This is a genomic window from Streptomyces sp. NK08204 (assembly GCF_020400585.1).
In the GTDB taxonomy this organism is placed as follows: Bacteria; Actinomycetota; Actinomycetes; order Streptomycetales; family Streptomycetaceae; genus Streptomyces.
Map to the genome: position 1 here is coordinate 130,872 of NZ_JAINVF010000010.1, position 22,915 is coordinate 153,786.

At 69.7% G+C, this 22,915-nt stretch carries 19 protein-coding genes; 16 read left to right on the forward strand and 3 right to left on the reverse strand.

Annotated features, from left to right (window positions below; genetic code table 11):
• Nucleotides 1-9: 9 nt before the first annotated feature.
• A complete protein-coding gene (locus K7G59_RS17905; protein WP_225835352.1) occupies nucleotides 10-1,344 on the forward strand; it encodes a geranylgeranyl reductase family protein in 1,335 nt (444 codons plus the stop codon).
• Here the strand turns inward: K7G59_RS17905 and def are convergent.
• Both def and K7G59_RS17915 read right to left on the reverse strand, forming a co-directional pair.
• Nucleotides 1,310-1,966, reverse strand: a complete 657-nt coding sequence (gene def, locus K7G59_RS17910) for a peptide deformylase (RefSeq protein WP_225835355.1) — start codon at nucleotides 1,964-1,966, stop codon at nucleotides 1,310-1,312. The two genes, K7G59_RS17905 and def, sit on opposite strands and share 35 nt — an antisense overlap.
• A gap of 131 nt (nucleotides 1,967-2,097) precedes the next feature.
• Nucleotides 2,098-2,943: a C40 family peptidase gene (locus K7G59_RS17915; RefSeq protein ID WP_225835357.1), complete on the reverse strand. Its 846-nt coding sequence runs from the start codon at nucleotides 2,941-2,943 to the stop codon at nucleotides 2,098-2,100.
• Between the two features lie 745 nt (nucleotides 2,944-3,688).
• On the opposite strand from K7G59_RS17915, the gene K7G59_RS17920 reads away from it, so the two are divergent.
• The 15 genes from K7G59_RS17920 to recQ all read left to right on the forward strand — a co-directional run bounded on the left by K7G59_RS17920 (nucleotide 3,689) and on the right by recQ (nucleotide 21,881).
• A complete protein-coding gene (locus K7G59_RS17920) occupies nucleotides 3,689-4,048 on the forward strand; it encodes an NADH-quinone oxidoreductase subunit A (protein WP_053654533.1) in 360 nt (119 codons plus the stop codon).
• A 13-nt stretch (nucleotides 4,049-4,061) separates the two neighbouring features.
• Complete coding sequence (locus K7G59_RS17925; protein WP_055635348.1) at nucleotides 4,062-4,616, forward strand: NADH-quinone oxidoreductase subunit B family protein; 555 nt, start codon at nucleotides 4,062-4,064, stop codon at nucleotides 4,614-4,616.
• Nucleotides 4,613-5,374: an NADH-quinone oxidoreductase subunit C gene (locus K7G59_RS17930; protein WP_225835369.1), complete on the forward strand. Its 762-nt coding sequence runs from the start codon at nucleotides 4,613-4,615 to the stop codon at nucleotides 5,372-5,374. Before K7G59_RS17925 ends, K7G59_RS17930 begins: the two co-directional genes overlap by 4 nt.
• Complete coding sequence (locus tag K7G59_RS17935) at nucleotides 5,371-6,702, forward strand: NADH-quinone oxidoreductase subunit D (RefSeq protein WP_225835371.1); 1,332 nt, start codon at nucleotides 5,371-5,373, stop codon at nucleotides 6,700-6,702. Before K7G59_RS17930 ends, K7G59_RS17935 begins: the two co-directional genes overlap by 4 nt.
• Nucleotides 6,699-7,568: an NADH-quinone oxidoreductase subunit NuoE gene (gene nuoE, locus K7G59_RS17940; protein WP_225835373.1), complete on the forward strand. Its 870-nt coding sequence runs from the start codon at nucleotides 6,699-6,701 to the stop codon at nucleotides 7,566-7,568. The genes K7G59_RS17935 and nuoE overlap by 4 nt, the downstream gene beginning before the upstream one ends.
• The gene (gene nuoF, locus K7G59_RS17945; RefSeq protein WP_263976438.1) at nucleotides 7,568-8,914 is read left to right on the forward strand and encodes an NADH-quinone oxidoreductase subunit NuoF; all 1,347 of its coding nucleotides are present in this window, start codon (nucleotides 7,568-7,570) and stop codon (nucleotides 8,912-8,914) included. The genes nuoE and nuoF overlap by 1 nt, the downstream gene beginning before the upstream one ends.
• Nucleotides 8,911-11,415, forward strand: a complete 2,505-nt coding sequence (locus K7G59_RS17950; RefSeq protein WP_225835377.1) for an NADH-quinone oxidoreductase subunit G — start codon at nucleotides 8,911-8,913, stop codon at nucleotides 11,413-11,415. Before nuoF ends, K7G59_RS17950 begins: the two co-directional genes overlap by 4 nt.
• Entirely contained in the window at nucleotides 11,412-12,785 is a 1,374-nt protein-coding gene (gene nuoH, locus K7G59_RS17955; RefSeq protein ID WP_225835386.1) for an NADH-quinone oxidoreductase subunit NuoH, read from the forward strand. Before K7G59_RS17950 ends, nuoH begins: the two co-directional genes overlap by 4 nt.
• A complete protein-coding gene (nuoI, locus tag K7G59_RS17960; protein WP_225835388.1) occupies nucleotides 12,778-13,380 on the forward strand; it encodes an NADH-quinone oxidoreductase subunit NuoI in 603 nt (200 codons plus the stop codon). Before nuoH ends, nuoI begins: the two co-directional genes overlap by 8 nt.
• Entirely contained in the window at nucleotides 13,377-14,219 is an 843-nt protein-coding gene (locus K7G59_RS17965; protein WP_225835390.1) for an NADH-quinone oxidoreductase subunit J, read from the forward strand. Before nuoI ends, K7G59_RS17965 begins: the two co-directional genes overlap by 4 nt.
• Nucleotides 14,216-14,515, forward strand: a complete 300-nt coding sequence (gene nuoK, locus K7G59_RS17970; protein WP_225835393.1) for an NADH-quinone oxidoreductase subunit NuoK — start codon at nucleotides 14,216-14,218, stop codon at nucleotides 14,513-14,515. Before K7G59_RS17965 ends, nuoK begins: the two co-directional genes overlap by 4 nt.
• Before the next feature lie 15 nt (nucleotides 14,516-14,530).
• Nucleotides 14,531-16,477, forward strand: coding sequence for an NADH-quinone oxidoreductase subunit L (gene nuoL, locus K7G59_RS17975; RefSeq protein WP_225835399.1), 1,947 nt, complete (start codon nucleotides 14,531-14,533; stop codon nucleotides 16,475-16,477).
• Nucleotides 16,478-16,482: 5 nt separating this feature from the next.
• Complete coding sequence (locus K7G59_RS17980; protein WP_225835401.1) at nucleotides 16,483-18,054, forward strand: NADH-quinone oxidoreductase subunit M; 1,572 nt, start codon at nucleotides 16,483-16,485, stop codon at nucleotides 18,052-18,054.
• Nucleotides 18,051-19,700, forward strand: a complete 1,650-nt coding sequence (nuoN, locus tag K7G59_RS17985; RefSeq protein ID WP_225835403.1) for an NADH-quinone oxidoreductase subunit NuoN — start codon at nucleotides 18,051-18,053, stop codon at nucleotides 19,698-19,700. The genes K7G59_RS17980 and nuoN overlap by 4 nt, the downstream gene beginning before the upstream one ends.
• A gap of 183 nt (nucleotides 19,701-19,883) precedes the next feature.
• Nucleotides 19,884-21,881, forward strand: coding sequence for a DNA helicase RecQ (gene recQ, locus K7G59_RS17990; protein WP_225835404.1), 1,998 nt, complete (start codon nucleotides 19,884-19,886; stop codon nucleotides 21,879-21,881).
• A gap of 35 nt (nucleotides 21,882-21,916) precedes the next feature.
• Here recQ and K7G59_RS17995 read toward each other — a convergent pair whose 3' ends face one another.
• The gene (locus tag K7G59_RS17995) at nucleotides 21,917-22,855 is read right to left on the reverse strand and encodes a M56 family metallopeptidase (protein ID WP_225835406.1); all 939 of its coding nucleotides are present in this window, start codon (nucleotides 22,853-22,855) and stop codon (nucleotides 21,917-21,919) included.
• Nucleotides 22,856-22,915: the final 60 nt, after the last annotated feature.

Here is a 22,915-nt window from a genome sequence, read left to right on the forward strand (position 1 = left end):
AGACTGCCCATGTCCAGTGCCGGTCGGCACGCAGATTTCGAGCCTTGGGGAGATCCCGCCGTGACCGAGCCCCTCTCCGACTACACCGCCGATGTGATCGTCGTGGGCGCGGGGCCAGGCGGCTCCACGACCGCGTACCACCTTGCCAGGTCCGGACTTGACGTCCTCCTGCTGGAGAAGACCGAGTTCCCCCGGGAGAAGGTCTGCGGCGACGGCCTCACCCCGCGCGCCGTCAAGCAGCTCGTCGCGATGGGCATCGACGTCTCGGAAGAGGCCGGCTGGCTGCGCAACAAGGGCCTGCGCATCATCGGTGGCGGCGTCCGTCTCCAGCTCGACTGGCCGGAACTCGCCTCCTTCCCGGACTACGGGCTGGTCCGCAAGCGTGACGACTTCGACGAGCAGCTCGCCCGCCAGGCCCAGAAGGCCGGGGCACGCCTGCACGAGCACTGCAACGTGACCGGGCCGATCGTCGACGACCGCACCGGACGCATCACCGGTGTGACCGCCAAGCTCGGTGAGGACAAGCGCGAGGTCACCTTCCACGCGCCGCTCGTCGTCGCCGCCGACGGCAACTCCACCCGCCTGTCCCTCGCCATGGGCCTGCACCGCCGCGAGGACCGCCCCATGGGCGTCGCGGTGCGCACGTACTTCACCTCGCCCCGCCACGACGACGACTACCTGGAGGGCTGGCTGGAGCTGTGGGACCGCCGCGGTCACCAGGACCGTCTGCTGCCCGGCTACGGCTGGATCTTCGGCATGGGCGACGGCACCTCCAACGTGGGCTTGGGCATCCTCAACTCCTCCTCCGCCTTCCGGGAGCTGGACTGGCGCGAGGTCCTCAAGGCATGGTGCGCCTCCATGCCCGAGGAGTGGGGCTACACCCCCGAGAACATGACCAGCCCGATCCGTGGCGCCGCCCTGCCCATGGCCTTCAACCGCCAGCCGCACTACACCAAGGGCCTGCTGCTCGTCGGCGACGCCGGCGGCCTGGTGAACCCCTTCAACGGCGAGGGCATCGCCTACGCCATGGAGTCCGGCCAGATCGCCGCCGACGTCATCGTCCAGGCCCACGCGCGGGCCACACCCGCCCAGCGCGAGATCGCCCTGCAGCGCTACCCGCGCGTCCTCAAGGACACCTACGGCGGCTATTACACCCTCGGCCGTGCCTTCGTGAAGCTCATCGGCAACCCGAAGATCATGCAGATCGCGGCGCAGCGCGGGCTCACACACCCGATGCTGATGAAGTTCGTCCAGAAGCTCCTCGCGAACCTCACCGACCCCACGGGCGGCGACGCCATGGACCGCATCATCAACGCCCTGACGAAGGCTGTCCCCAAGGCCTGAGCGCCCTCAGTTCCCCGGCCATGACGGCCCGGCGGGCGTACACCTCGTCCCGCCGGGCCGCCATCTGCCGCAGCGCGTCCCTTTTCTCCCGCTTGGAGAGCCGGTCCAGGTAGACGTGCCCCTGGGTGTGGTCGGTCTCGTGCGCGAGGCAGCGCGCGAAGTACCCCGTGCCCTCCACGAGCAGCGGGTTGCCGTCCTTGTCCTGTCCGCGCACGACGGCCCGCTCCGGCCGCGGTACGTCCATCACGGCACCGGGCACCGACAGGCATCCCTCGCCCTCGACCAGCAGCCGTCGTCCGGCCGGCGGCGTCTCGAGCACCGGATTGACGACGTGTCCGACATGCCGGATTCCTTCGTCGTCAAGGCAGTCGTAAACGAACAGGCGCATGTCCACGCCGACCTGATTCGCCGCCAGTCCCGCCCCTTCGGCGACGTACAGCGTGCGGAACATGTCGTGGATGAGCGCGGCGAGGTCGGGCCCGAACTCGGTGACGTCCCGGCACGGCTTGTGCAGCACCTCCTCACCGACCTCGGTGATCCGGCGCACCGCACCGAGGCCGGCCTCGGGGGTGTGGCGGGGGTGGTAGCCGGCTGGGACTCCCTGTACGAACACGCGTGGCATCGCGTGGTCTCCTTCACTCGTGACCGGACCGCCGGGCGGCGGCCCGTCCGCGCATCCTGCCAGGAGAAGCGAAAGGCCGCTGCCTCCGGGAGGCAGCGGCCCTACGCGTGCGAGAGAGGTGCGGGGTGTGCTCAGAGCACCCGCACGGCGCCGGTCGGCGGGTCGTACGACAGCGGCTTCTCGACGATGCCGGTGGACGGGTTCTGCGCGCCGACGAACATGCCGTCACCGGCGTAGATCGCCACGTGGTAGGCGCTGCCCGCGCTGCCCCAGTAGAGGATGTCGCCGGGCTGGAGGTTGCTCAGCGAGACCTGGGTGCCGGCGGTCGACTGGTCCTGGGAGACGCGCGGCAGGCTGACGCCGACCTGCCTGAAGGCGGCCTGGACGAGGCTGGAGCAGTCCCATGCGTTGGGCCCGGAGGCGCCCAGGACGTAGCTCTTGCCGATCTGCGCCTTGGCGAAGGCGAGGACGGTCGCGGCCGAACCGGTGGCCGTGGACGTGCCGGTGCTCGTGCCGGTGCTCGTGGCGGTGGCGGTGCCGGTGCCGGTGCCGGTGCTCGCCGTGGTGGAGAGCGTCGTCCGCTCCGCGCTGCGGGAGGCACGGGCGGCGGCCTCCCGGCGGGCTGCCTCCTCGGCCTTCTTCTTGGCCTCCGCTGCCTTCTTCTTGGCCTTCGCAAGGTCCGCCTTGGCCTGCTTCGCGGCGTTTGCGGCGGCCGTGTCACGCTCGGCCTGCAGCTCGTAGTTCGCGGCGACCTGCTGGGTGGCGTCCGCGGACTGGGCGACCTGAGCGGCCAGATCGGCCGTCAGGGTGGGCAGTTCGAGGGTCTGCGTCACCGGCTCGGACGCGTTCGCCGAACCGGACGCCCCGGCGACTGCCAGGGTGCTGAGGACGCCACCGGCAACTCCGGCCCGCATCGCGATGGTGGACGCGCTGCGGCGGGGCTTCCGGTGGCTGCGTATGTGAGCGGTGTGGGGCATGAGAACAACCGGTACCAGGGGCTCCTTCATATCTTCAAGAAACGTGGCGTGCGCCACAGTTGCTCAATCGAGACACTGAATCCCGGGCGTGTCGCTCTTTATTGACGCCGTAACGGACATAGCGGACTCCGGTGATCAAGCCCTTGATCACGGTCTTTGATCATTACGTCCGAATTGCCCCCCACCTACCATCGGTTGGGGTGGATGGCCAAGCCCGGTTCTGGGAGATCACTTGCCGGTGTGGCGGAGGTCACGGAACGGTCACCGGGGAGGCCGCGTCCTGTGCGGGCGCGAGTTCGTGAACGCGTGCACGCGCCCGGATGCCGTCCACACCCCGTCCCGCACCTCCCTCCGACGTGTGAACGGGTGCCTCTATCAAGGGGTGGCGTCCAGCGCCAATTTGCATGCAGCGGAACTCTCTTGATATTGAGACGCCCCCTCTGGCCTGTGATGACAAGCGAAAATGTCACTTCTGGTGATCAGCTGAACGCTTCGCGTGCGAAGATCACTCATCATCCGACTTCATGATCCTTCGTCAGGTGGTGGAGATCACAAAGCTTGTGGAATACCCCGTGTCGCAGATCACAGAGCGGCGGGCATAAGATGCGAGGCAGTTGGGCTTGTGACCTGCTTCACATGTTCTCGATCTTCGTCCGGGACACGTGGGGTTCGAGGGACCGGTGAGGCAGACGCGAGCCCAGTGCAACCGCCAGCAGTCAGCGCCGACTGAGAGGAGCGAGGAGCGGTGAACGCGTATGCGCCCATCCTCGTACTGGGAGCCCTCGGGGCAGGCTTTGCGATCTTCTCCGTGGTCATGGCCACGCTGATCGGTCCGAAGCGGTACAACCGCGCCAAGCTCGACGCCTACGAGTGCGGCATCGAGCCGACCCCCACGCCGGCCGGCGGCGGGCGCTTCCCCATCAAGTACTACCTGACGGCGATGCTCTTCATCGTCTTCGACATCGAGATCGTCTTCCTCTACCCCTGGGCCGTCACCTTCGACGCCCTGGGGATCTTTGGGCTCGTGGAGATGCTGCTCTTCGTGCTCACCGTCTTCGTCGCGTACGCGTACGTATGGCGGCGCGGCGGCCTGGAATGGGACTGAGGGGCCTACTGACATGGGACTCGAAGAAAAGCTGCCGAGCGGCTTCCTGCTGACCACCGTCGAGCAGGCCGCGGGCTGGGTGCGCAAGGCGTCCGTCTTCCCCGCCACCTTCGGCCTCGCCTGCTGCGCCATCGAGATGATGACCACCGGCGCGGGCCGGTACGACCTGGCGCGCTTCGGCATGGAGGTCTTCCGCGGCTCGCCGCGCCAGGCCGACCTGATGATCGTCGCCGGCCGGGTCAGCCAGAAGATGGCGCCGGTGCTCAGGCAGGTCTACGACCAGATGCCCAACCCGAAGTGGGTGATCTCCATGGGCGTCTGCGCGTCCTCGGGCGGCATGTTCAACAACTACGCGATCGTCCAGGGCGTCGACCACATCGTCCCCGTCGACATCTACCTCCCGGGCTGTCCGCCCCGGCCCGAGATGCTGATGGACGCGATCCTCAAGCTCCACCACAAGATCCAGAACTCCAAGCTCGGCGTGAACGCCGAGGAAGCCGCCCGCGAGGCGGAGGAGGCGGCGCTCAAGGCCCTGCCCACGATCGAGATGAAGGGGCTGCTGCGGTGAGCGACGCGAACGGCACCAACGGCGCCACGGGTACGAACGGGGTCAACCCCGAGAAGGCCCTCTCGGCTTCCAACCTCCCCGGCCGGCGCGGCCAGGGCGGCGAGGAGATCCGCGTCCAGCGCGGCATGTTCGGCGCCGACAACGGAGGCGACACGTCCGGCTACGGCGGCCTGGTCCGCTCGGTCCGGCTCCCGGGACCGGCGACCCGACCCTACGGCGGCTGGTTCGACGAGGTCGCCGACGAACTCGAGGGCGCGCTGGAGGAGCAGGGACTCCTCCCCGGCAACGCCATCGAGAAGACGGTCGTCGACCGCGGCGAGATCACCTTCCACGTCGAACGCGAGCACCTGGTCCGCGTCGCCCGCACCCTGCGCGACGACCCGGCCCTGCGCTTCGAACTGTGCACCGGCGTCAGCGGCGTCCACTACCCGGCCGACAAGGGCCGCGAGCTGCACGCCGTCTACCACCTGCGCTCGATCACCCACAACCGGCTGATCCGCGTCGAAGTCAGCGCCCCGGAACCCGACCCGCACATCCCGTCGCTGGTCTCCGTCTATCCGACCAACGACTGGCACGAGCGGGAGACCTACGACTTCTTCGGCATCGTCTTCGACGGTCACCCCGCCCTGACGCGGATCATGATGCCGGACGACTGGCAGGGCCATCCGCAGCGCAAGGACTACCCCCTCGGCGGCATCCCCGTCGAGTACAAGGGCGCCCAGATCCCGGCTCCGGACCAGCGGAGGTCGTACTCGTGAGCACGCAGTCAGCATCAGCCGCGTCGGCGCGCGAGACCACCGAGGGCACCGTATATACGGTCACCGGTGGCGACTGGGACGAGATCGTCCAGTCCGCGGCCCGCGCCGACGACGAGCGCATCGTCGTCAACATGGGTCCCCAGCACCCCTCCACCCACGGGGTGCTCCGCCTGATCCTGGAGATCGAGGGCGAGACGGTCACCGAGGCCCGCTGCGGCATCGGCTACCTGCACACCGGCATCGAGAAGAACCTCGAGTTCCGCACGTGGACGCAGGGCACCACCTTCGTCACGCGCATGGATTACCTGACGTCCTTCTTCAACGAGACCGCCTACTGTCTCGCCGTCGAGAAGCTCCTCGGCATCGAGGACCAGATCACCGAGCGCGCCAAGATCATCAGGGTGCTCCTGATGGAGCTGAACCGGCTCTCCTCCCACCTGGTGTGCATCGCCACCGGCGGTATGGAACTGGGCGCCACCACGATCATGATCTACGGATTCCGTGATCGTGAAATGATTCTCGACCTCTACGAGCTGGTCACGGGCCTGCGGATGAACCACGCGTACATCCGGCCCGGCGGACTCGCCCAGGACCTGCCGCCCGGCGCGGTGGACCAGATCCGCGAGTTCGTGAAGAAGATGAACAAGAACCTCCCGGAGTACGACAAGCTCGCCACCGGGAACCCCATCTTCAAGGCCCGCATGCAGGACATCGGCTACCTCGACCTGGCCGGCTGCATGGCCCTCGGCGCCACCGGCCCGATCCTGCGCGCCACCGGCCTGCCGCACGACCTGCGCAAGACCCAGCCGTACTGCGACTACGAGACGTACGACTTCGAGATCCCGACCGCCGACACCTGCGACGCCTACGGCCGCTTCCTGATCCGCCTGGAGGAGATGCGCCAGTCGCTCAGGATCGTCGAGCAGTGCCTGGACCGGCTCCAGCCCGGCCCGGTGATGGTCGCCGACAAGAAGATCGCCTGGCCCGCCCAGCTCGCCCTGGGACCGGACGGGCTCGGCAACTCCCTCGACCACATCAAGAAGATCATGGGCACTTCCATGGAGGCCCTGATCCACCACTTCAAGCTGGTGACCGAGGGCTTCCGCGTACCGCCGGGACAGGCGTACGCGGCCGTCGAGTCCCCCAAGGGCGAACTCGGGGTGCACGCCGTCTCCGACGGAGGCACCCGTCCCTACCGGGTCCACTTCCGCGACCCGTCCTTCACCAACCTGCAGGCCATGGCGGCGATGTGCGAGGGCGGCCAGGTCGCCGACGTGATCGTCGCCGTCGCGTCCATCGACCCCGTGATGGGAGGCGTCGACCGGTGACCACCAGTTCCTCGGAGCGGGGCGTCAGCCTGGGCATGCCCGAACTGCCCGCGCCCGCCTACCCGGACGACGTCCGGGCCCGGCTTGAGGCGGACGCGCGTGAGGTGATCGCGCGCTACCCCGACTCCCGGTCCGCCCTGCTGCCGCTGCTCCACCTCGTGCAGTCGGAGGAGGGCCATGTCACGCGCACCGGGATGCGGTTCTGCGCGGACATGCTGGGCCTGACCACGGCCGAGGTCACCGCCGTGGCCACCTTCTACACCATGTACCGGCGGGGGCCCTCCGGCGACTACCAGGTCGGGGTGTGCACCAACACGCTGTGCGCGGTGATGGGCGGCGACGCGATCTTCGAGACCCTCCAGGAGCACCTGGGCGTCGGCAACGGCGAGACCACCGACGACGGCAAGGTCACCCTGGAGCACATCGAGTGCAACGCGGCCTGCGACTACGCGCCGGTCGTGATGGTCAACTGGGAGTTCTTCGACAACCAGACGCCCGCGAGCGCTCAGCGCCTCGTCGACGACCTCCGCGCGGGACGGCCGGTGCAGCCCACGCGCGGGGCCCGGCTGTGCACCTTCAAGGAGACCGCCCGGATCCTCGCGGGCTTCCCCGACGAGCGGCCGGGGGCCGTCGAGGAGAGCGGCGGCGCGGGCCCCGCCTCACTGGTGGGCCTCCGCCTGGCCAAGGGAGAGGCCGCACCCGCGCGCGTGGTGCATCCGCGAGGCGGTCCCGCTGAGGAGCCGCGGGAGGCGGTGCACGAACCGTCGCCGGCCGAGCACCTCAGTTCCCATGACGCGCCGCTGGAGACATCGGCCTCCGACCCAGCCCACCCGGCAGGGCCTACCGCCGAGGAGGAGGGGGAGTGATGACCGTGGTACCCGAACTCAAGGACACCAGCCCGGAGAAGCTGCTCGCACCCGTGCTGTCGGCCTTCTGGGACGAGGACCGGTCCTGGACTCTGGACGTCTACCGGAGGCACGAGGGGTACGAGGGGCTCCGCAAGGCGCTGGCGATGTCACCGGACGACGTGATCGCGTACGTCAAGGACTCCGGACTGCGCGGGCGCGGCGGCGCGGGGTTCCCGACCGGAATGAAGTGGCAGTTCATTCCGCAGGGTGATGGGAAACCGCACTATCTAGTTGTCAACGCCGACGAATCGGAGCCCGGGACCTGCAAGGACATCCCGCTCCTCTTCGCGAACCCGCACAGCCTCATCGAGGGCATGGTGATCGCGTGCTATGCCATCAGGTCGTCTCATGCCTTCATCTATCTGCGTGGTGAAGTCGTCCCCGTTCTGCGGCGGTTGCACGAGGCCGTGCGTGAGGCCTACGCGGCGGGCTACCTCGGCGAGAACATCCTGGGCAGCGGACTCGATCTCGACCTCACCGTGCACGCCGGCGCCGGCGCGTACATCTGCGGTGAGGAGACCGCGCTGCTCGACTCGCTCGAAGGCCGCCGTGGTCAACCGCGGCTCCGTCCTCCTTTCCCAGCCGTCGAAGGGCTCTACGCCTGTCCGACTGTTGTGAACAACGTCGAGTCGATCGCGTCGGTTCCCGCCATCCTGCAAAACGGCAAAGACTGGTTCAGGTCGATGGGCAGCGAGAAGTCGCCCGGCTTCACGCTCTACTCGCTCAGCGGCCACGTCGCGAGCCCCGGACAGTACGAGGGCCCCCTCGGCATCACGCTGCGTCAGCTCCTCGACATGAGCGGCGGCATGCGGCCCGGGCACCGCCTCAAGTTCTGGACGCCGGGCGGCTCCTCGACCCCGTTGTTCACCGACGAGCACCTGGACGTCCCGCTCGACTACGAGGGAGTGGCCGCCGCCGGTTCCATGCTCGGCACCAAGGCCCTGCAGTGCTTCGACGAGACGACCTGTGTGGTGCGGGCGGTGACCCGCTGGACCGAGTTCTACGCCCACGAGTCCTGCGGCAAGTGCACCCCCTGCCGTGAAGGGACGTACTGGATGGTGCAGCTGCTGCGGGACATCGAGGCGGGCAAGGGCGTCATGTCCGACCTCGACAAACTCGCCGACATCGCCGACAACGTCAACGGCAAGTCGTTCTGCGCCCTCGGCGACGGCGCCGCGTCCCCGATCTTCTCCTCGCTCAAGTACTTCCGCGAGGAGTACGAGCAGCACATCACGGGCCGGGGCTGCCCCTTCGACCCGGCCAAGTCGACGGCCTGGGCGGACCGCCCGGAGGTGAACGCATGACCGTGACCACAAGCTCTCCCGCCGGAGGGGGAGAGACGGCGGTCCCGCCGGAGGACCTCGTCACGCTGACGATCGACGGCGTCGAGATCAGCGTGCCCAAGGGCACCCTGGTCATCCGGGCCGCCGAACAGCTCGGCATCGAGATCCCGCGCTTCTGCGACCACCCCCTGCTGGCCCCGGCCGGCGCCTGCCGCCAGTGCATCGTCGAGGTCGAGGGCCAGCGCAAGCCCGTGGCGTCGTGCACCATCACCTGCACCGACGGCATGGTCGTCAAGACCCAGCTCACCTCGCCGGTCGCCGAGAAGGCGCAGCACGGCGTGATGGAGCTGCTGCTCATCAACCACCCGCTGGACTGCCCCGTCTGCGACAAGGGCGGCGAGTGCCCGCTGCAGAACCAGGCCATGTCGCACGGCAACGCCGAGTCCCGCTTCGAGGGCAGGAAGCGGACCTATGAGAAGCCCGTGCCGATCTCCACGCAGGTGCTGCTCGACCGGGAGCGGTGCGTGCTGTGCGCCCGCTGCACCCGTTTCTCCAACGAGATCGCGGGCGACCCGATGATCGAGCTGCTGGAGCGGGGTGCGCTCCAGCAGGTCGGCACCGGTGAGGGCGACCCGTTCGAGTCGTACTTCTCCGGCAACACCATCCAGATCTGCCCGGTCGGTGCCCTGACCTCGGCGGCCTATCGTTTCCGCTCCCGCCCCTTCGACCTCGTCTCCTCGCCCTCCGTGTGCGAGCACTGCTCCGGCGGCTGCGCCACCCGCACCGACCACCGGCGCGGCAAGGTCATGCGGCGGCTCGCCGCCAACGACCCCGAGGTCAACGAGGAGTGGATCTGCGACAAGGGACGCTTCGCGTTCCGGTACGCGCAGCTCAAGGACCGCCTCGAGACCCCGCTCGTCCGTAACGACGAGGGGGTCCTCGAGCCCGCGTCCTGGCCGGAGGCGCTTCAGGCGGCGGCACGCGGACTTGCCGCCGCCCGCTCCCGGGCCGGCGTCCTCATCGGCGGCCGGCTGACCGTCGAGGACGCCTACTCCTACAGCAAGTTCACGCGTGTGGCCCTCGGCACCAACGACATCGACTTCCGCGCGCGCGTGCACAGCGGCGAGGAGGCCGACTTCCTGGCGTCCCGTGTGGCGGGCCGCGGCCGTGACCTCGACGGTACGGGCGTCACGTACACCTCCCTGGAGAAGGCGCCCGCCGTCCTGCTCGTCGGCCTCGAGTCGGAGGAGGAGGCGCCCGGCGTCTTCCTGCGCCTGCGCAAGGCTTGGCGCAAGCGCAAGCAGCAGGTGTTCGCGCTGGCCACGCACGCCACCCGGGGTCTTGAGAAGGCGGGCGGCACGCTGCTGCCGGCCGCCCCCGGCACCGAGACCGAGTGGCTGGACGCCCTTGCGAGCGGTGTCGGCCTGGAGGAACCGGGCACACGGGCCGCCGAGGCGCTGCGCGCCGAGGGCGCGGTGATCGTGGTGGGCGAGCGGCTGGCCGGGGTCGCCGGCGGCCTCACCGCCGTCGCACGCGCCGCGACCGCGACCGGTGCCCGGCTGGTGTGGATCCCGCGGCGCGCCGGGGAGCGCGGCGCGATCGAGACCGGCGCGCTGCCGTCGCTGCTGCCGGGCGGCCGTCCGGCCACCGACCCGCGCGCGCGGGAGGAGGTCGCCGCCGCCTGGGGTCTGGCCGAACTGCCGCTGCGCTACGGCCGCGACACCCACGACATCATCGAGGCCGCCGCCACCGGAGAGCTGTCCGCACTCCTCGTCGCCGGTGTGGAGGTCGCCGATCTGCCCGACCCGGCACGCGCGCGTGAGGCCCTGGAGAACGTCGGCTTCCTCGTGTCGCTGGAGCTGCGGCCCAGCGAGGTCACCGAGCGCGCCGACGTCGTCCTGCCGGTGGCCGCGGTCGCCGAGAAGGCGGGCACCTTCCTCAACTGGGAAGGCAGGGTGCGCTTCTTCGAGGCCGCTCTCAAGCCCGAGCAGATGACCCGCCGCCTCGCCCCGACCGACGGGCGCGTGCTGCAGATGCTGGCCGACGCCATGGACGTCCACCTGGGCCTGCCGGATCTGCGTACCACGCGCGCGGAGATCGACCGGCTCGGCTCCTGGGACGGGCCGCGCGCCGCCGAGCCGATGGAGTCCGCGGGCGTGCTGCCGCGGCCGTCCGCCGGCGAGGCCGTACTCGCCGGGCACCGTCTGCTGCTCGACCAGGGCTCCCTCCAGGAGGGCGACGAGGCGCTCGCCGGAACCCGGCACGCCGCATGCGCGCGCGTGTCGCCCGCGACGGCCGCCGAGGCCGGCGTCACGGACGGCGGCCCCATCGCCGTCACCGGACCCGCCGGCACGGTCGAACTCCCGCTCCAGGTCACCGAGATGCCCGACCGGGTCGTCTGGCTCCCGCTGAACTCCCTCGGCCACGGCGTCGCCTCCGACACCGGGGCGCAGCCCGGTTCCCTCGTCCGTATCGGTCCGGCGGCAGTCGCCGAACAGGCCCTCAAGGAGGTGGAGGCATGAGCGGCACGAGCCCGTACCTCGCCGCTGAGAACCTCTCGATGTTCGGCCACGACCCCTGGTGGCTGATCGTCATCAAGGCGGTGTTCTGCTTCGCCTTCGTCGTGGCGTCCGTGCTGTTCGCCATCGTCTGGGAACGCAAGGTCGTCGCCTGGATGCAGCTGCGGATCGGCCCCAACCGGAACGGCCCCTGGGGCATGCTCCAGTCGCTCGCCGACGGCGTGAAGCTGATGCTCAAGGAAGACCTCGTCGTCAAGCGCGCGGACAAGGTGGTCTACGTCCTCGCGCCGGTCATCATGACCGTCCCGGCCCTCATGGCGATCGCGGTGATCCCCTTCGGCCCGGCCGGCAACGAGATCTCGATCTTCGGTCACCGCACCACGATGCAGCTGACCGACCTGCCGATCGCGATGCTCTACATCCTCGCGACCGCCTCCGTGGGCATCTACGGCATCGTCCTGGCGGGCTGGAGTTCCGGATCGACGTACCCGCTGCTCGGCGGTCTGCGCTCCTGCGCCCAGATGATCTCGTACGAGATCGCCATGGGTGCGGCGTTCGCCTCCGTGTTCCTCTACTCGGGCTCGATGTCGACCTCCAGGATCGTCGAACAGCAGCAGGACCGCTGGTACATCCTGCTGCTGCCGGTCTCGTTCGTCCTCTACGTCGTCACGATGATCGGCGAGACCAACCGCGCCCCGTTCGACATGCCGGAGTCCGAGGGCGACCTGGTCGGCGGCTTCAACACCGAGTACTCGTCCATCAAGTTCGCGCTGTTCATGCTCGCCGAGTACGCGAACATGGTGACCGTCTCGGCCGTGGCGAGCACCCTGTTCCTCGGCGGCTGGCGGGCCCCGTGGCCGGTCAGCACCTTCTGGCAGGGGGCCAACCACGGCTGGTGGCCGATGCTCTGGATGGTCCTCAAGATCCAGCTGCTGCTGTTCGTCTTCATCTGGGTGCGCGCCTCGCTCCCGCGGGTCCGCTACGACCAGCTGATGAAGCTCGGCTGGAAGGTCCTCATCCCGGTCTCCGTGGTCTGGCTGATGCTCGTCGCGACCGTCCGGGCCCTGCGCAACGAGAACTACGACTTCGCCGACATCGCCCTGTACGTCGGCGGCGGTGTCCTCGCCCTGCTGCTGGTCGCCTTCGTCGCCGACATGTTCCGCGCGAAGGCGGGCGCCGCCGAGCAGTCCACGGCCCAGCCCACCGCGTTCGACCCGATGGCGGGCGGGTTCCCCGTGCCCCCGCTGCCCGGACAGGAGCTGCCGCCGGTGCCGAGGCGCCGCCCACGCCAGGAGCGGGAGCTGGTTGTCAGTGGCGGGTCGGACACTGTCAGTGACGGATCTTCGGATGGGAAGGAGGCGTCCGATGGCTGAAGAGCCCAAGGACACCAAGCCGGGTTACCTGAACCCCGCGGCCGGCTTCGGCGTGACCTTCAAGGCCATGTTCAAGAAGCGGCTGACCGAGCAGTACCCGGAGCAGCAGAAGACCACGGCTCCGCGGTTCCACGGACGGCACCAGCTCAACCGCCATCCGGACGGCCTGGAGAAGTGCGTCGGCTGTGAGCTGTGCGCATGGGCCTGCCCCGCCGACGCCATCTACGTGGAGGGCGCCGACAACACCGACGAGGAGCGCTACTCGCCCGGCGAGCGGTACGGCCGCGTCTACCAGATCAACTACGCCCGCTGCATCCTGTGCGGGCTGTGCATCGAGGCGTGCCCCACGCGCGCGCTGACGATGACCAACGAGTTCGAACTGGCCGACTCCAGCCGCGCCAACCTCATCTACACCAAGGAGCAGCTGCTCGCCGGCCTCGAAGAGGGCATGGTCGACACCCCTCACGCGATCTTCCCGGGGACCGACGAGCAGGACTACTACCGGGGCCTGGTGACGCAGGCCGCGCCCGGCACGGTCCGCCAGGTCGCCGTGTCCAAGGGGGAGCGGCCCGAGGACCAGGAGGTGGAGGCATGAGCGCGCAGCTCGCCGCCTACACCACCTCCACCGGTGAGGCCTTCCAGTTCTGGGTGCTCGGCACGGTCGCGGTGCTCGGCGCCCTGGGCACCGTCTTCATGAAGAAGGCCGTGCACAGCGCGCTCTGCCTCGCCGGGACCATGATCGTCCTGGCGGTGTTCTACCTCGCCAACGGCGCCTACTTCCTGGGGATCGTGCAGATCGTCGTCTACACGGGCGCGATCATGATGCTGTTCCTCTTCGTGGTGATGCTCGTCGGCGTGACGGCCGCGGACTCGCTGAGGGAGACCATCAAGGGGCAGCGCTGGCTGGCCCTCGTGTGCGGGCTCGGCTTCGGCGTCCTGCTGTTCGCCGGGATCGGGAACGCCTCCCTGAAGGAGTTCAGCGGCACCGGCCGGGCGAACGCGAACGGAAACGTGGAGGGACTCGCGTCCCTCATCTTCACCAAGTACGTCTTCGCCTTCGAAATCACCGGCGCCCTGCTGATCACGGCCGCCGTCGGCGCCATGGTGCTCACCCACCGCGAGCGCACCGAGCGCGCCAAGACCCAGCGCGAGCTGTCCGAACAGCGCGTCCGCGAGGGCAAGCACCTGCCGCCGCTGCCCGCCCCCGGCGTCTACGCCCGGCACAACGCGGTGGACATCGCGGGCCTGCTCCCCGACGGCACCCCGTCCGAGCTGACCGTCAACAAGACGCTGCGCGAGCGCGGCCAGATCCGTGACGTGTCGACGGAGGCCCTGAACGACCTGCGGGCCCTGGAGCAGCGCGCCGAGGAGCGCCTGGAACGGACCGCGATCGAGCCGGCAACGTTCAAGCGGACCGAGGAGGCGTCGAAGTGAACCCCGTCAACTACCTCTACCTCGCCGCCCTCCTGTTCACCGTCGGCGCGACCGGGGTGCTGATCAGGCGCAACGCGATCGTCGTATTCATGTGCGTCGAGCTGATGCTCAACGCCTGCAACCTCGCGTTCGTCACCTTCTCGCGGATGCACGGCAACCTCGACGGCCAGATCATCGCCTTCTTCACGATGGTCGTCGCCGCCGCGGAGGTCGTGGTGGGCCTCGCGATCATCGTGTCGCTGTTCCGTACCCGCCACTCGGCCTCGGTCGACGACGCCAGCCTGATGAAGCTGTAAGGGGTCGGAAGAATCGTGGAGAACCTGATCGCGCTGCTCATCGCGGCGCCCCTGCTCGGAGCGGCCGTCCTCCTGGTCGGCGGCCGGCGCCTCGACGCCGTCGGCCACTGGATCGGCACGCTGCTGTCGGCCGCCTCCTTCGTGTTCGGTGTGATCCTCTTCGCCGACCTGCTCGGCAAGGACGCCGACCAGCGCACGCTCATCAAGCACCTGTTCAGCTGGGTCCCGGTGGCCGGCTTCCAGGCGGACGTCACCTTCCGCCTGGACCAGCTGTCGATGACGTTCGTCCTGCTGATCACCGGCGTCGGCTCGCTGATCCACCTCTACTCGGTCGGCTATATGGAGCACGACGAGCGCCGCCGTCGCTTCTTCGGCTACCTGAACCTGTTCCTCGCGGCGATGCTGCTGCTGGTCCTCGCCGACAACTACCTGCTGCTGTACGTCGGCTGGGAGGGCGTCGGCCTCGCCTCGTACCTGCTGATCGGCTTCTGGCAGCACAAGCCGAGCGCCGCCACGGCCGCGAAGAAGGCCTTCCTGGTCAACCGTGTCGGCGACATGGGCCTGTCGATCGCGATCATGCTGATGTTCACCACCTTCGGCAGCTTCGCGTTCGGCCCGGTCCTCAGCCACACCGGTGACACCTCCGAGGGCAAGCTCACCGCGATCGGCCTGATGCTGCTGCTCGCCGCGTGCGGCAAGTCGGCCCAGGTGCCGCTGCAGTCCTGGCTCGGGGACGCCATGGAGGGCCCGACCCCGGTGTCGGCGCTCATCCACGCGGCGACGATGGTGACCGCGGGCGTCTACCTGATCGTCCGCTCCGGGGCCATCTTCGACGCGGCCCCCGACGCCCGGCTCGCCGTCACCGTGGTCGGCGCCGTCACGCTCCTGTTCGGTGCGATCGTCGGTTGCGCCAAGGACGACATCAAGAAGGCACTGGCCGGCTCGACCATGTCGCAGATCGGCTACATGGTCCTCGCGGCGGGCCTCGGCCCCATCGGCTACGTCTTCGCGATCATGCACCTGGTGACGCACGGCTTCTTCAAGGCCGGGCTGTTCCTCGGCGCCGGTTCGGTCATGCACGGCATGAACGACGAGGTCGACATGCGCAAGTACGGCGGCCTGCGCACGTACATGCCGGTCACCTTCGTCACCTTCGGCCTCGGCTACCTCGCCATCATCGGCTTCCCGGGTCTGTCCGGCTTCTTCTCCAAGGACAAGATCATCGAGGCGGCCTTCGCCAAGGGCGGCACCGAGGGCTGGATCCTCGGCGGCACGGCCCTGCTGGGCGCGGCCATCACCGCCTTCTACATGACGCGCGTGATGCTGATGACGTTCTTCGGAGAGGAACGCTGGAAGAACCAGCCCACCCGCTCCCCGCAGGAGCCCAGCGCCGAGCCCGCCGCCGAGCACCGCGGTGAGCACGCCGAGCCGCACCCGCACGAGTCCCCCAAGGTCATGACGATCCCGATGATCGTGCTGGCCGTCGGTTCGGTCTTCGGCGGCGGCTTCTTCAGCATCGGCGACCGCTTCGTGCACTGGCTGGAGCCGGTCACCGGGCACAGCGAGGGCGACTCGCCGATCAGCGCCGGGACCGTCACCGCCGCGACCATGGTCTGCCTGGTCGTCGGCGTCGGCCTCGCCTGGGCGCAGTACGGCCGCAAGCCCGTCCCGGTGGTCGCCCCGCGCGGCTCCCTGCTCACCCGTGCCGCCCGGCGCGACCTGCTCCAGGACGACTTCAACCACGTCGTCCTGGTGCGTGGCGGCGAGCATCTGACGCGCTCCCTGGTCTACGTCGACCACACCCTGGTCGACGGAGTCGTCAACGGCACGGCGGCCGGCTTCGGCGGCCTGTCCGGGCGGCTGCGCCGGCTCCAGAACGGCTTCGCCCGCTCCTACGCGGTCTCGATGTTCGGCGGCGCGGCCCTCCTGGTCGCCGCGACCCTGCTGATGAGGGCGGTCTGATACCGATGTCCTTTCCTCTGCTGACAGCGACGGCGGCGCTCCCGGCCCTCGGGGCCGTCGCCACGGCGGCCGTACCGGCCGCGCGGCGCACCGCCGCGAAGTGGCTGGCGCTGCTGGTCTCGCTCGCCACGCTCGGCCTGGCGGAGGCCGTCCTGGTCCGTTTCGACCCGGACGGCGCCCGTTACCAGCTCACCGAGTCCCATGCCTGGATCAAGGACTTCGGGGTCCGCTACGAGCTGGGCGTGGACGGCATCGCGGTGGCACTGATCGCGCTGACCACCCTGCTGATCCCGTTCATCATCCTCGCGGGCTGGCACGACGCCGACCCGCTGGAGACCGGGAGCCGGAGGTGGCGGCCGACGCAGGGCTTCTTCGCCCTGATCCTGGCCGTCGAGGCGATGGTGATCATCTCCTTCGAGGCCACCGACGTCTTCGTCTTCTACATCTTCTTCGAAGCCATGCTCATCCCGATGTACTTCCTCATCGGCGGCTTCGGGGACCGCGCCCATGAACACGGCGAGGAAGCGGCGTCCAGGCAGCGGACGTACGCGGCGGTGAAGTTCCTGCTCTACAACCTGGTCGGCGGTCTGATCATGCTGGCCGCGGTGATCGGGCTCTACGTGGTCGCCGGGAACTTCAGCCTCCAGGAGATCGCGCAGGCCCGCGCGAACGGCTCGCTGCACATGGCGACCAGCACCGAACGCTGGCTGTTCCTCGGCTTCTTCTTCGCCTTCGCGGTGAAGGCACCGCTGTGGCCGCTGCACACCTGGCTGCCCAATGCCATGCAGGAGTCGACCGCGCCGGTCGCCGTCCTCATCACCGCGGTGGTCGACAAGGTGGGCACCTTCGCGATGCTCCGCTTCTGCCTCCAGCTGTTCCCAGAGGCGTCGAAGTGGGCGACGCCCGTCATCCTCGTCCTGGCGCTGATCAGCATCGTCTACGGTGCCCTGCTCGCAGTCGGCCAGCGGGACATCAAGCGGCTGGTGGCCTACGCGTCGATCTCGCACTTCGGCTTCATCGTCATGGGCATCTTCGCGATGACCAGCCAGGGCCAGTCCGGTGCCACGCTCTACATGGTCAACCACGGCATCTCCACGGCCGCGCTGATGCTGGTCGCCGGCTTCCTGATCTCCCGGCGCGGCTCGCGGCTCATCGCCGACTACGGAGGCGTGCAGAAGGTCGCCCCGGTGCTCGCCGGCACCTTCCTGATCGGCGGCCTCGCCACCCTGTCGCTGCCCGGACTCGCCCCCTTCGTGAGCGAGTTCCTGGTCCTGGTCGGCACGTTCACGCGGTACCCGGCGATCGGCATCATCGCCACCTTCGGCATCGTGCTGGCCGCGCTCTACACCCTCGTCCTGTACCAGCGGACGATGACGGGCCCGGTGAAACCCGAGGTCTCGGCGATGCCCGACCTGCGCGCGCGTGAACTCGTGGTCGTCGCCCCGCTGATCGTGCTGCTGATCTTCCTGGGCGTCTATCCGAAGCCCGTCACGGACATCGTCAATCCGGCGGTCAAGCAGACCATGTCCGACGTTCACAAGAAGGACCCCAAGCCCGAGGTGGAGGCGGCCAAGTGAGCGCAGTAGCCGTCCACAGCCTGTGGACAACCGCGGCCGAACCGATCTCGAAGATCGACGCGCCGAAAATCGAATACGGACAATTGTCGCCGACCCTGATCGTCGTCGGCGCGGCGCTGGTCGGGGTGCTCATCGAGGCGTTCGTCCCGCGCAGGTCCCGCTACTACGCGCAGGTGTTCGTGTCCGTCGTCGCGCTGTGCGCCGCGTTCGCCGCGGTCCTCGCGCTCGCGGCCGACGGGTACGGCACCACCAAGGCGCACATCGCCGCCATGGGGGCGATCGCCGTCGACGGACCGTCCCTGTTCCTGCAGGGCACGATCCTGCTGGCCGGTCTGGTCGGCCTGTTCACCTTCGCCGAGCGGCGCCTGGACCCGGCGGCCCACGGCAACCAGGTCGACTCCTTCACCGCACAGGCCGCGTCCGTGCCGGGCAGCGACAGCGAGAAGGCGGCGGTCAAGGCCGGCTTCACCACGACCGAGGTGTTCCCGCTGCTGCTCTTCGCGGTCGCCGGCATGCTGGTGTTCCCTTCGGCCAACGACCTGCTGACGCTGTTCGTGGCCCTGGAGGTCTTCTCCCTGCCGCTGTACCTGCTGTGCGCGCTGGCCCGCCGCAAGCGGCTGATGTCGCAGGAGGCCGCGGTCAAGTACTTCCTGCTCGGCGCGTTCGCCTCGGCGTTCACGCTGTTCGGCATCGCGCTGCTGTACGGCTACGCCGGCTCGGTGTCGTACGGCCGCATCGCGCAGGTCGTCGACGGCACGGTCACGGGCGTCGACCCGGCCCTGGCCGACACCATGGGCAACGACGCGCTGCTGCTGATCGGCAGCGCGATGATCGTGATGGGTCTGCTGTTCAAGGTGGGCGCGGTGCCGTTCCACATGTGGACGCCCGATGTCTACCAGGGCGCGCCGACCCCGGTGACCGGCTTCATGGCCTCGGCGACGAAGGTGGCGGCGTTCGGCGCGCTGCTGCGTCTGCTGTACGTCGTCCTGCCCGGGATGCGCTGGGACTGGCGGCCGGTGATGTGGGCGGTGGCGATCATCACCATGCTGGGCGGTGCGATCGTCGCGATCACGCAGACCGACATCAAGCGGCTTCTGGCGTACTCGTCCATCGCGCACGCCGGGTTCATCCTCGCGGGTGTCATCGCGACCTCGAAGGACGGCGTCTCGTCCGTCCTGTTCTACCTGGCCGGGTACTCGTTCGTGACGATCGGCGCGTTCGCCGTGGTCACCCTGGTGCGCGACGCGGGCGGCGAGGCGACCCACCTGTCGAAGTGGGCCGGGCTCGGCCGCCGCTCCCCGCTGGTTGCGGCCGTCTTCGCGGTGTTCCTGCTGGCCTTCGCCGGTATCCCGCTGACCTCCGGCTTCGCCGGTAAGTTCGCGGTGTTCAAGGCGGCGGCGGACGGCGGCGCGGCCCCGCTGGTGGTGGTCGGTGTGATCTCCTCGGCGATCGCCGCGTTCTTCTACATCCGCGTGATCGTGCTGATGTTCTTCAGCGAGCCGAGGCCGGAGGGCCCGACCGTGGCCGTGCCCTCGCCCCTGACCATGGCGGCGATCGGGATCGGCGTGGCGGTCACCCTGGTGCTGGGTGTGGCACCCCAGTACTTCCTGAACCTGGCGAGCCAGGCGGGAGTGTTCGTGCGCTGACCCGGCACTCGCCGCGCACGGCGGCCCGGCCTCCCCCTGGGGCCGGGCCGCTGCGTCGTTCTCCGACAACCGTCGGCACGGCACCCGAGCCTGTGGACAACTCATGGGGCTGTCGGTCCTGACCCCTATCGTGGAGGCAGTGGTCGAGGGACGACACACGGGGGACCGACGGGGATCAAGGCGATGCGCGGGACAGGCGGGATCAGCGAGATGGCAGGGTTGACCGAGGGGCCGGGCGCGGCCGAGAGCGAGGCGCTGGCCACGCTGCGCCGGGTCTTCGGGTACGAGGCCTTCCGTGGCGAGCAGGAAGCGGTCATCGAGCATGTGGTGGCGGGCGGCGACGCCCTCGTCCTCATGCCGACCGGTGGTGGCAAGTCGCTCTGCTACCAGATCCCGTCCCTGGTCAGACCGGGTACGGGCGTGGTGGTCTCGCCGCTGATCGCGCTCATGCAGGATCAGGTGGACGCCCTGCGCGCCCTCGGCGTGCGGGCCGGTTTCATCAACTCCACACAGGACTTCGACGAGCGGCGCACGGTCGAGGCCGAGTTCCTCGCGGGTGAGCTGGACCTGCTCTACCTGGCTCCGGAGCGGCTGCGGCTGGATGCCACGCTCGCCCTGCTCTCCCGCGGCAAGATCTCCGTCTTCGCGATCGACGAGGCGCACTGCGTGTCCCAGTGGGGCCACGACTTCCGCCCCGACTATCTGGCCCTGTCCCTCCTCGGCGAGCGCTGGCCGGACGTCCCACGGATCGCGCTCACCGCCACGGCCACCCGTGAGACCCACCGGGAGATCACCGACCGGCTGAACCTGTCGGCGGCCCGGCACTTCGTGGCCAGCTTCGACCGGCCCAACATCCAGTACCGGATCGTGCCCAAGGCCGACCCCAGGAAGCAGCTGCTCGCCTTCCTCCGGGAGGAGCACGCGGGCGACGCCGGCATCGTGTACTGCCTCTCGCGCAACTCGGTGGAGCGGACGGCGGAGTTCCTGACCGCGGGCGGCATCGAGGCGGTGCCGTACCACGCGGGCCTGGACGCGGGCACGCGCGCGGCGCACCAGGCGCGGTTCCTGCGCGAGGACGGCCTGGTCGTGGTGGCGACCATCGCCTTCGGCATGGGCATCGACAAGCCGGACGTACGCTTCGTCGCCCACCTGGACCTGCCCAAGTCGATCGAGGGCTACTACCAGGAGACCGGCCGCGCGGGCCGTGACGGTCTGCCGTCCACCGCGTGGCTGGCGTACGGCCTGAACGACGTCATACAGCAGCGCAAGCTGATCCAGTCCGGGGACGGCGACGAGGGCAGGGCAGACCCCCATCGCCGCCGCGCCACGGCCCACCTCGACTCGATGCTCGCGCTGTGCGAGACGGTCCGGTGCCGCCGGGGACAGCTGCTCGCCTACTTCGGACAGGAACCCGACCCGGCGGGCTGCGGCAACTGCGACACCTGCCTCACCCCGCCGGAGACCTGGGACGGCACGGTCGCCGCGCAGAAGGTGCTGTCCACGGTGGTACGGCTGCAGCGCGAGCGTGGGCAGAAGTTCGGCGCCGTGCAGATCGTGGACATCCTGCTCGGCAAGCGCACCGCCAAGGTGATCCAGTTCGACCACGACCAGCTGTCCGTCTTCGGCATCGGCCAGGACCTCGCCGAGGGCGAGTGGCGGGGTGTCATCCGTCAGCTGCTGGCCCAGGGGCTGCTCGCGGTCGAGGGTGAGTACGGCACGCTGGTGCTCACCGAGATGAGCGGTTCGGTGCTGCGGCGGGAGCGTGAGGTGCTGCTGCGCAAGGAGCCGAAGAAGCCGGCCGTCTCCCGGTCGCGGTCGGGCTCCTCCTCGAGTGGGGGCGAGCGCACGGGCAAGGCCGCCGCGGCCGAGCTGCCCGACGAGCTGCTCCCTGCCTTCGAGGCCCTGCGGGCCTGGCGTGCCGAGCAGGCCCGGGAGCAGGGTGTCCCGGCGTACGTCATCTTCCACGACGCCACGCTGCGGGAGATCGTCACCCGCCGGCCCGCCACGGTACGGGAGCTGGGCACGGTCAGCGGCGTCGGCGAGAAGAAGCTGGCGACGTACGGGGAAGGGGTGCTCGAGGTGCTGACCTCGCTCGACGCACCGGCCCCGGCGGCCGACACGTCCCCGGAGGACGCGTGGCCGGAGCCGCCGGAGCAGCCGGAGCCGGACGACTGGACATAGCCCGCCGCACAGCCGGCTCGACGTGGCCCGGCGCGTCAGGACAGTGCCGTGAGCCCCGGGGCGAAGGTGATGAGCAGGGGCAGCAACGGCACCAGCGCGGCCACTGTCGTCGTCAGCGCCCGCTGCCGGCGCAGCAGCCGCGGCGGGGGCTCCAGGAGGCGGTCCACACGCTCGCCCAGCAGGCGACGGCTGGACGCGCAGGACAGGACGCCCCGGTGCTGGTTCAACTCGATCAGCGCGAGGGCGGTGGTGAGATGGCCGCAGCGGCGCGACGCCGTGTCGTCGGCGGCGAGTTCGACCAGACGGTGGGTCTGGTCGCAGAAGTGGGCGAACAGCGGCACGCGCGGGAAGCCCGTGGCGAGTGCGGTGGACAGGTGCAGCAGCCAGTCGTGGTGCGCGCGGGCGTGACCCCGCTCATGGGTGAGCACCGCGTCCAGCTGGTGGTCGGTCAGGCGCTGCAGCGCCCCGGTGGTCACGACCAACTGAGGCGGATGTCCGGGCATCCACCAGGCGTCCGGGTATTCGTCCTCCAGCACCAGCATCGGGCCCCGCGCGGCGGGCAGCCCGGCCGGGAGGTCGGGGGCGCGTTCGCGCAGGTGTGCGCGGGTGTGGCCGAGACGGCGGCGGGCCTCGGCGAGTTCCCGGGCCAGCATCGCCGTCGTCCAGGCGGCCCCGCAGGCCAGCAGCACGGTGAGCGCGACGGCCCACACCGGCGCGGTCGAGAGGTCGTACGCGGCGGTGACGGCGGGTGGTGCCGGGGCGAACACCTGGTCGCGGACGGTGTGGAAGACGGCCGCCGCGCCGAGGACCAGCGCGGCCAGGCAGCACAGCAGGACCGTGGCGACCAGGCACTGCCACACCCACAACGCGACGACGGGCTCGCGCTCGGGCCAGCGGGCCCGGGTCAGGGCACGCGGCGCCGGTACGGCGGCCGTCAGGGCGACGACGCTCAGCAGGAGGAGACAGACGGTCATGCCGGGCACGTCCTGGTCGGAGAGTGTGCGGGTGGCGGGTGGTGGTGCGTGTCCCCGCCA

What these genes read in the sequence shown, in the direction of transcription:
- K7G59_RS17905 (WP_225835352.1), top strand. Translation starts at nt 10, where the DNA reads ATGTCCAGTGCCGGTCGGCACGCAGATTTCGAGCCTTGGGGAGATCCC.
- def (WP_225835355.1), bottom strand. Translation starts at nt 1,966, where the DNA reads ATGCCACGCGTGTTCGTACAGGGAGTCCCAGCCGGCTACCACCCCCGC.
- K7G59_RS17915 (WP_225835357.1), bottom strand. Translation starts at nt 2,943, where the DNA reads ATGCCCCACACCGCTCACATACGCAGCCACCGGAAGCCCCGCCGCAGC.
- K7G59_RS17925 (WP_055635348.1), top strand. Translation starts at nt 4,062, where the DNA reads ATGGGACTCGAAGAAAAGCTGCCGAGCGGCTTCCTGCTGACCACCGTC.
- nuoF (WP_263976438.1), top strand. Translation starts at nt 7,568, where the DNA reads ATGACCGTGGTACCCGAACTCAAGGACACCAGCCCGGAGAAGCTGCTC.
- K7G59_RS17950 (WP_225835377.1), top strand. Translation starts at nt 8,911, where the DNA reads ATGACCGTGACCACAAGCTCTCCCGCCGGAGGGGGAGAGACGGCGGTC.
- nuoH (WP_225835386.1), top strand. Translation starts at nt 11,412, where the DNA reads ATGAGCGGCACGAGCCCGTACCTCGCCGCTGAGAACCTCTCGATGTTC.
- nuoI (WP_225835388.1), top strand. Translation starts at nt 12,778, where the DNA reads ATGGCTGAAGAGCCCAAGGACACCAAGCCGGGTTACCTGAACCCCGCG.
- K7G59_RS17965 (WP_225835390.1), top strand. Translation starts at nt 13,377, where the DNA reads ATGAGCGCGCAGCTCGCCGCCTACACCACCTCCACCGGTGAGGCCTTC.
- K7G59_RS17980 (WP_225835401.1), top strand. Translation starts at nt 16,483, where the DNA reads ATGTCCTTTCCTCTGCTGACAGCGACGGCGGCGCTCCCGGCCCTCGGG.
- recQ (WP_225835404.1), top strand. Translation starts at nt 19,884, where the DNA reads ATGCGCGGGACAGGCGGGATCAGCGAGATGGCAGGGTTGACCGAGGGG.
- K7G59_RS17995 (WP_225835406.1), bottom strand. Translation starts at nt 22,855, where the DNA reads ATGACCGTCTGTCTCCTCCTGCTGAGCGTCGTCGCCCTGACGGCCGCC.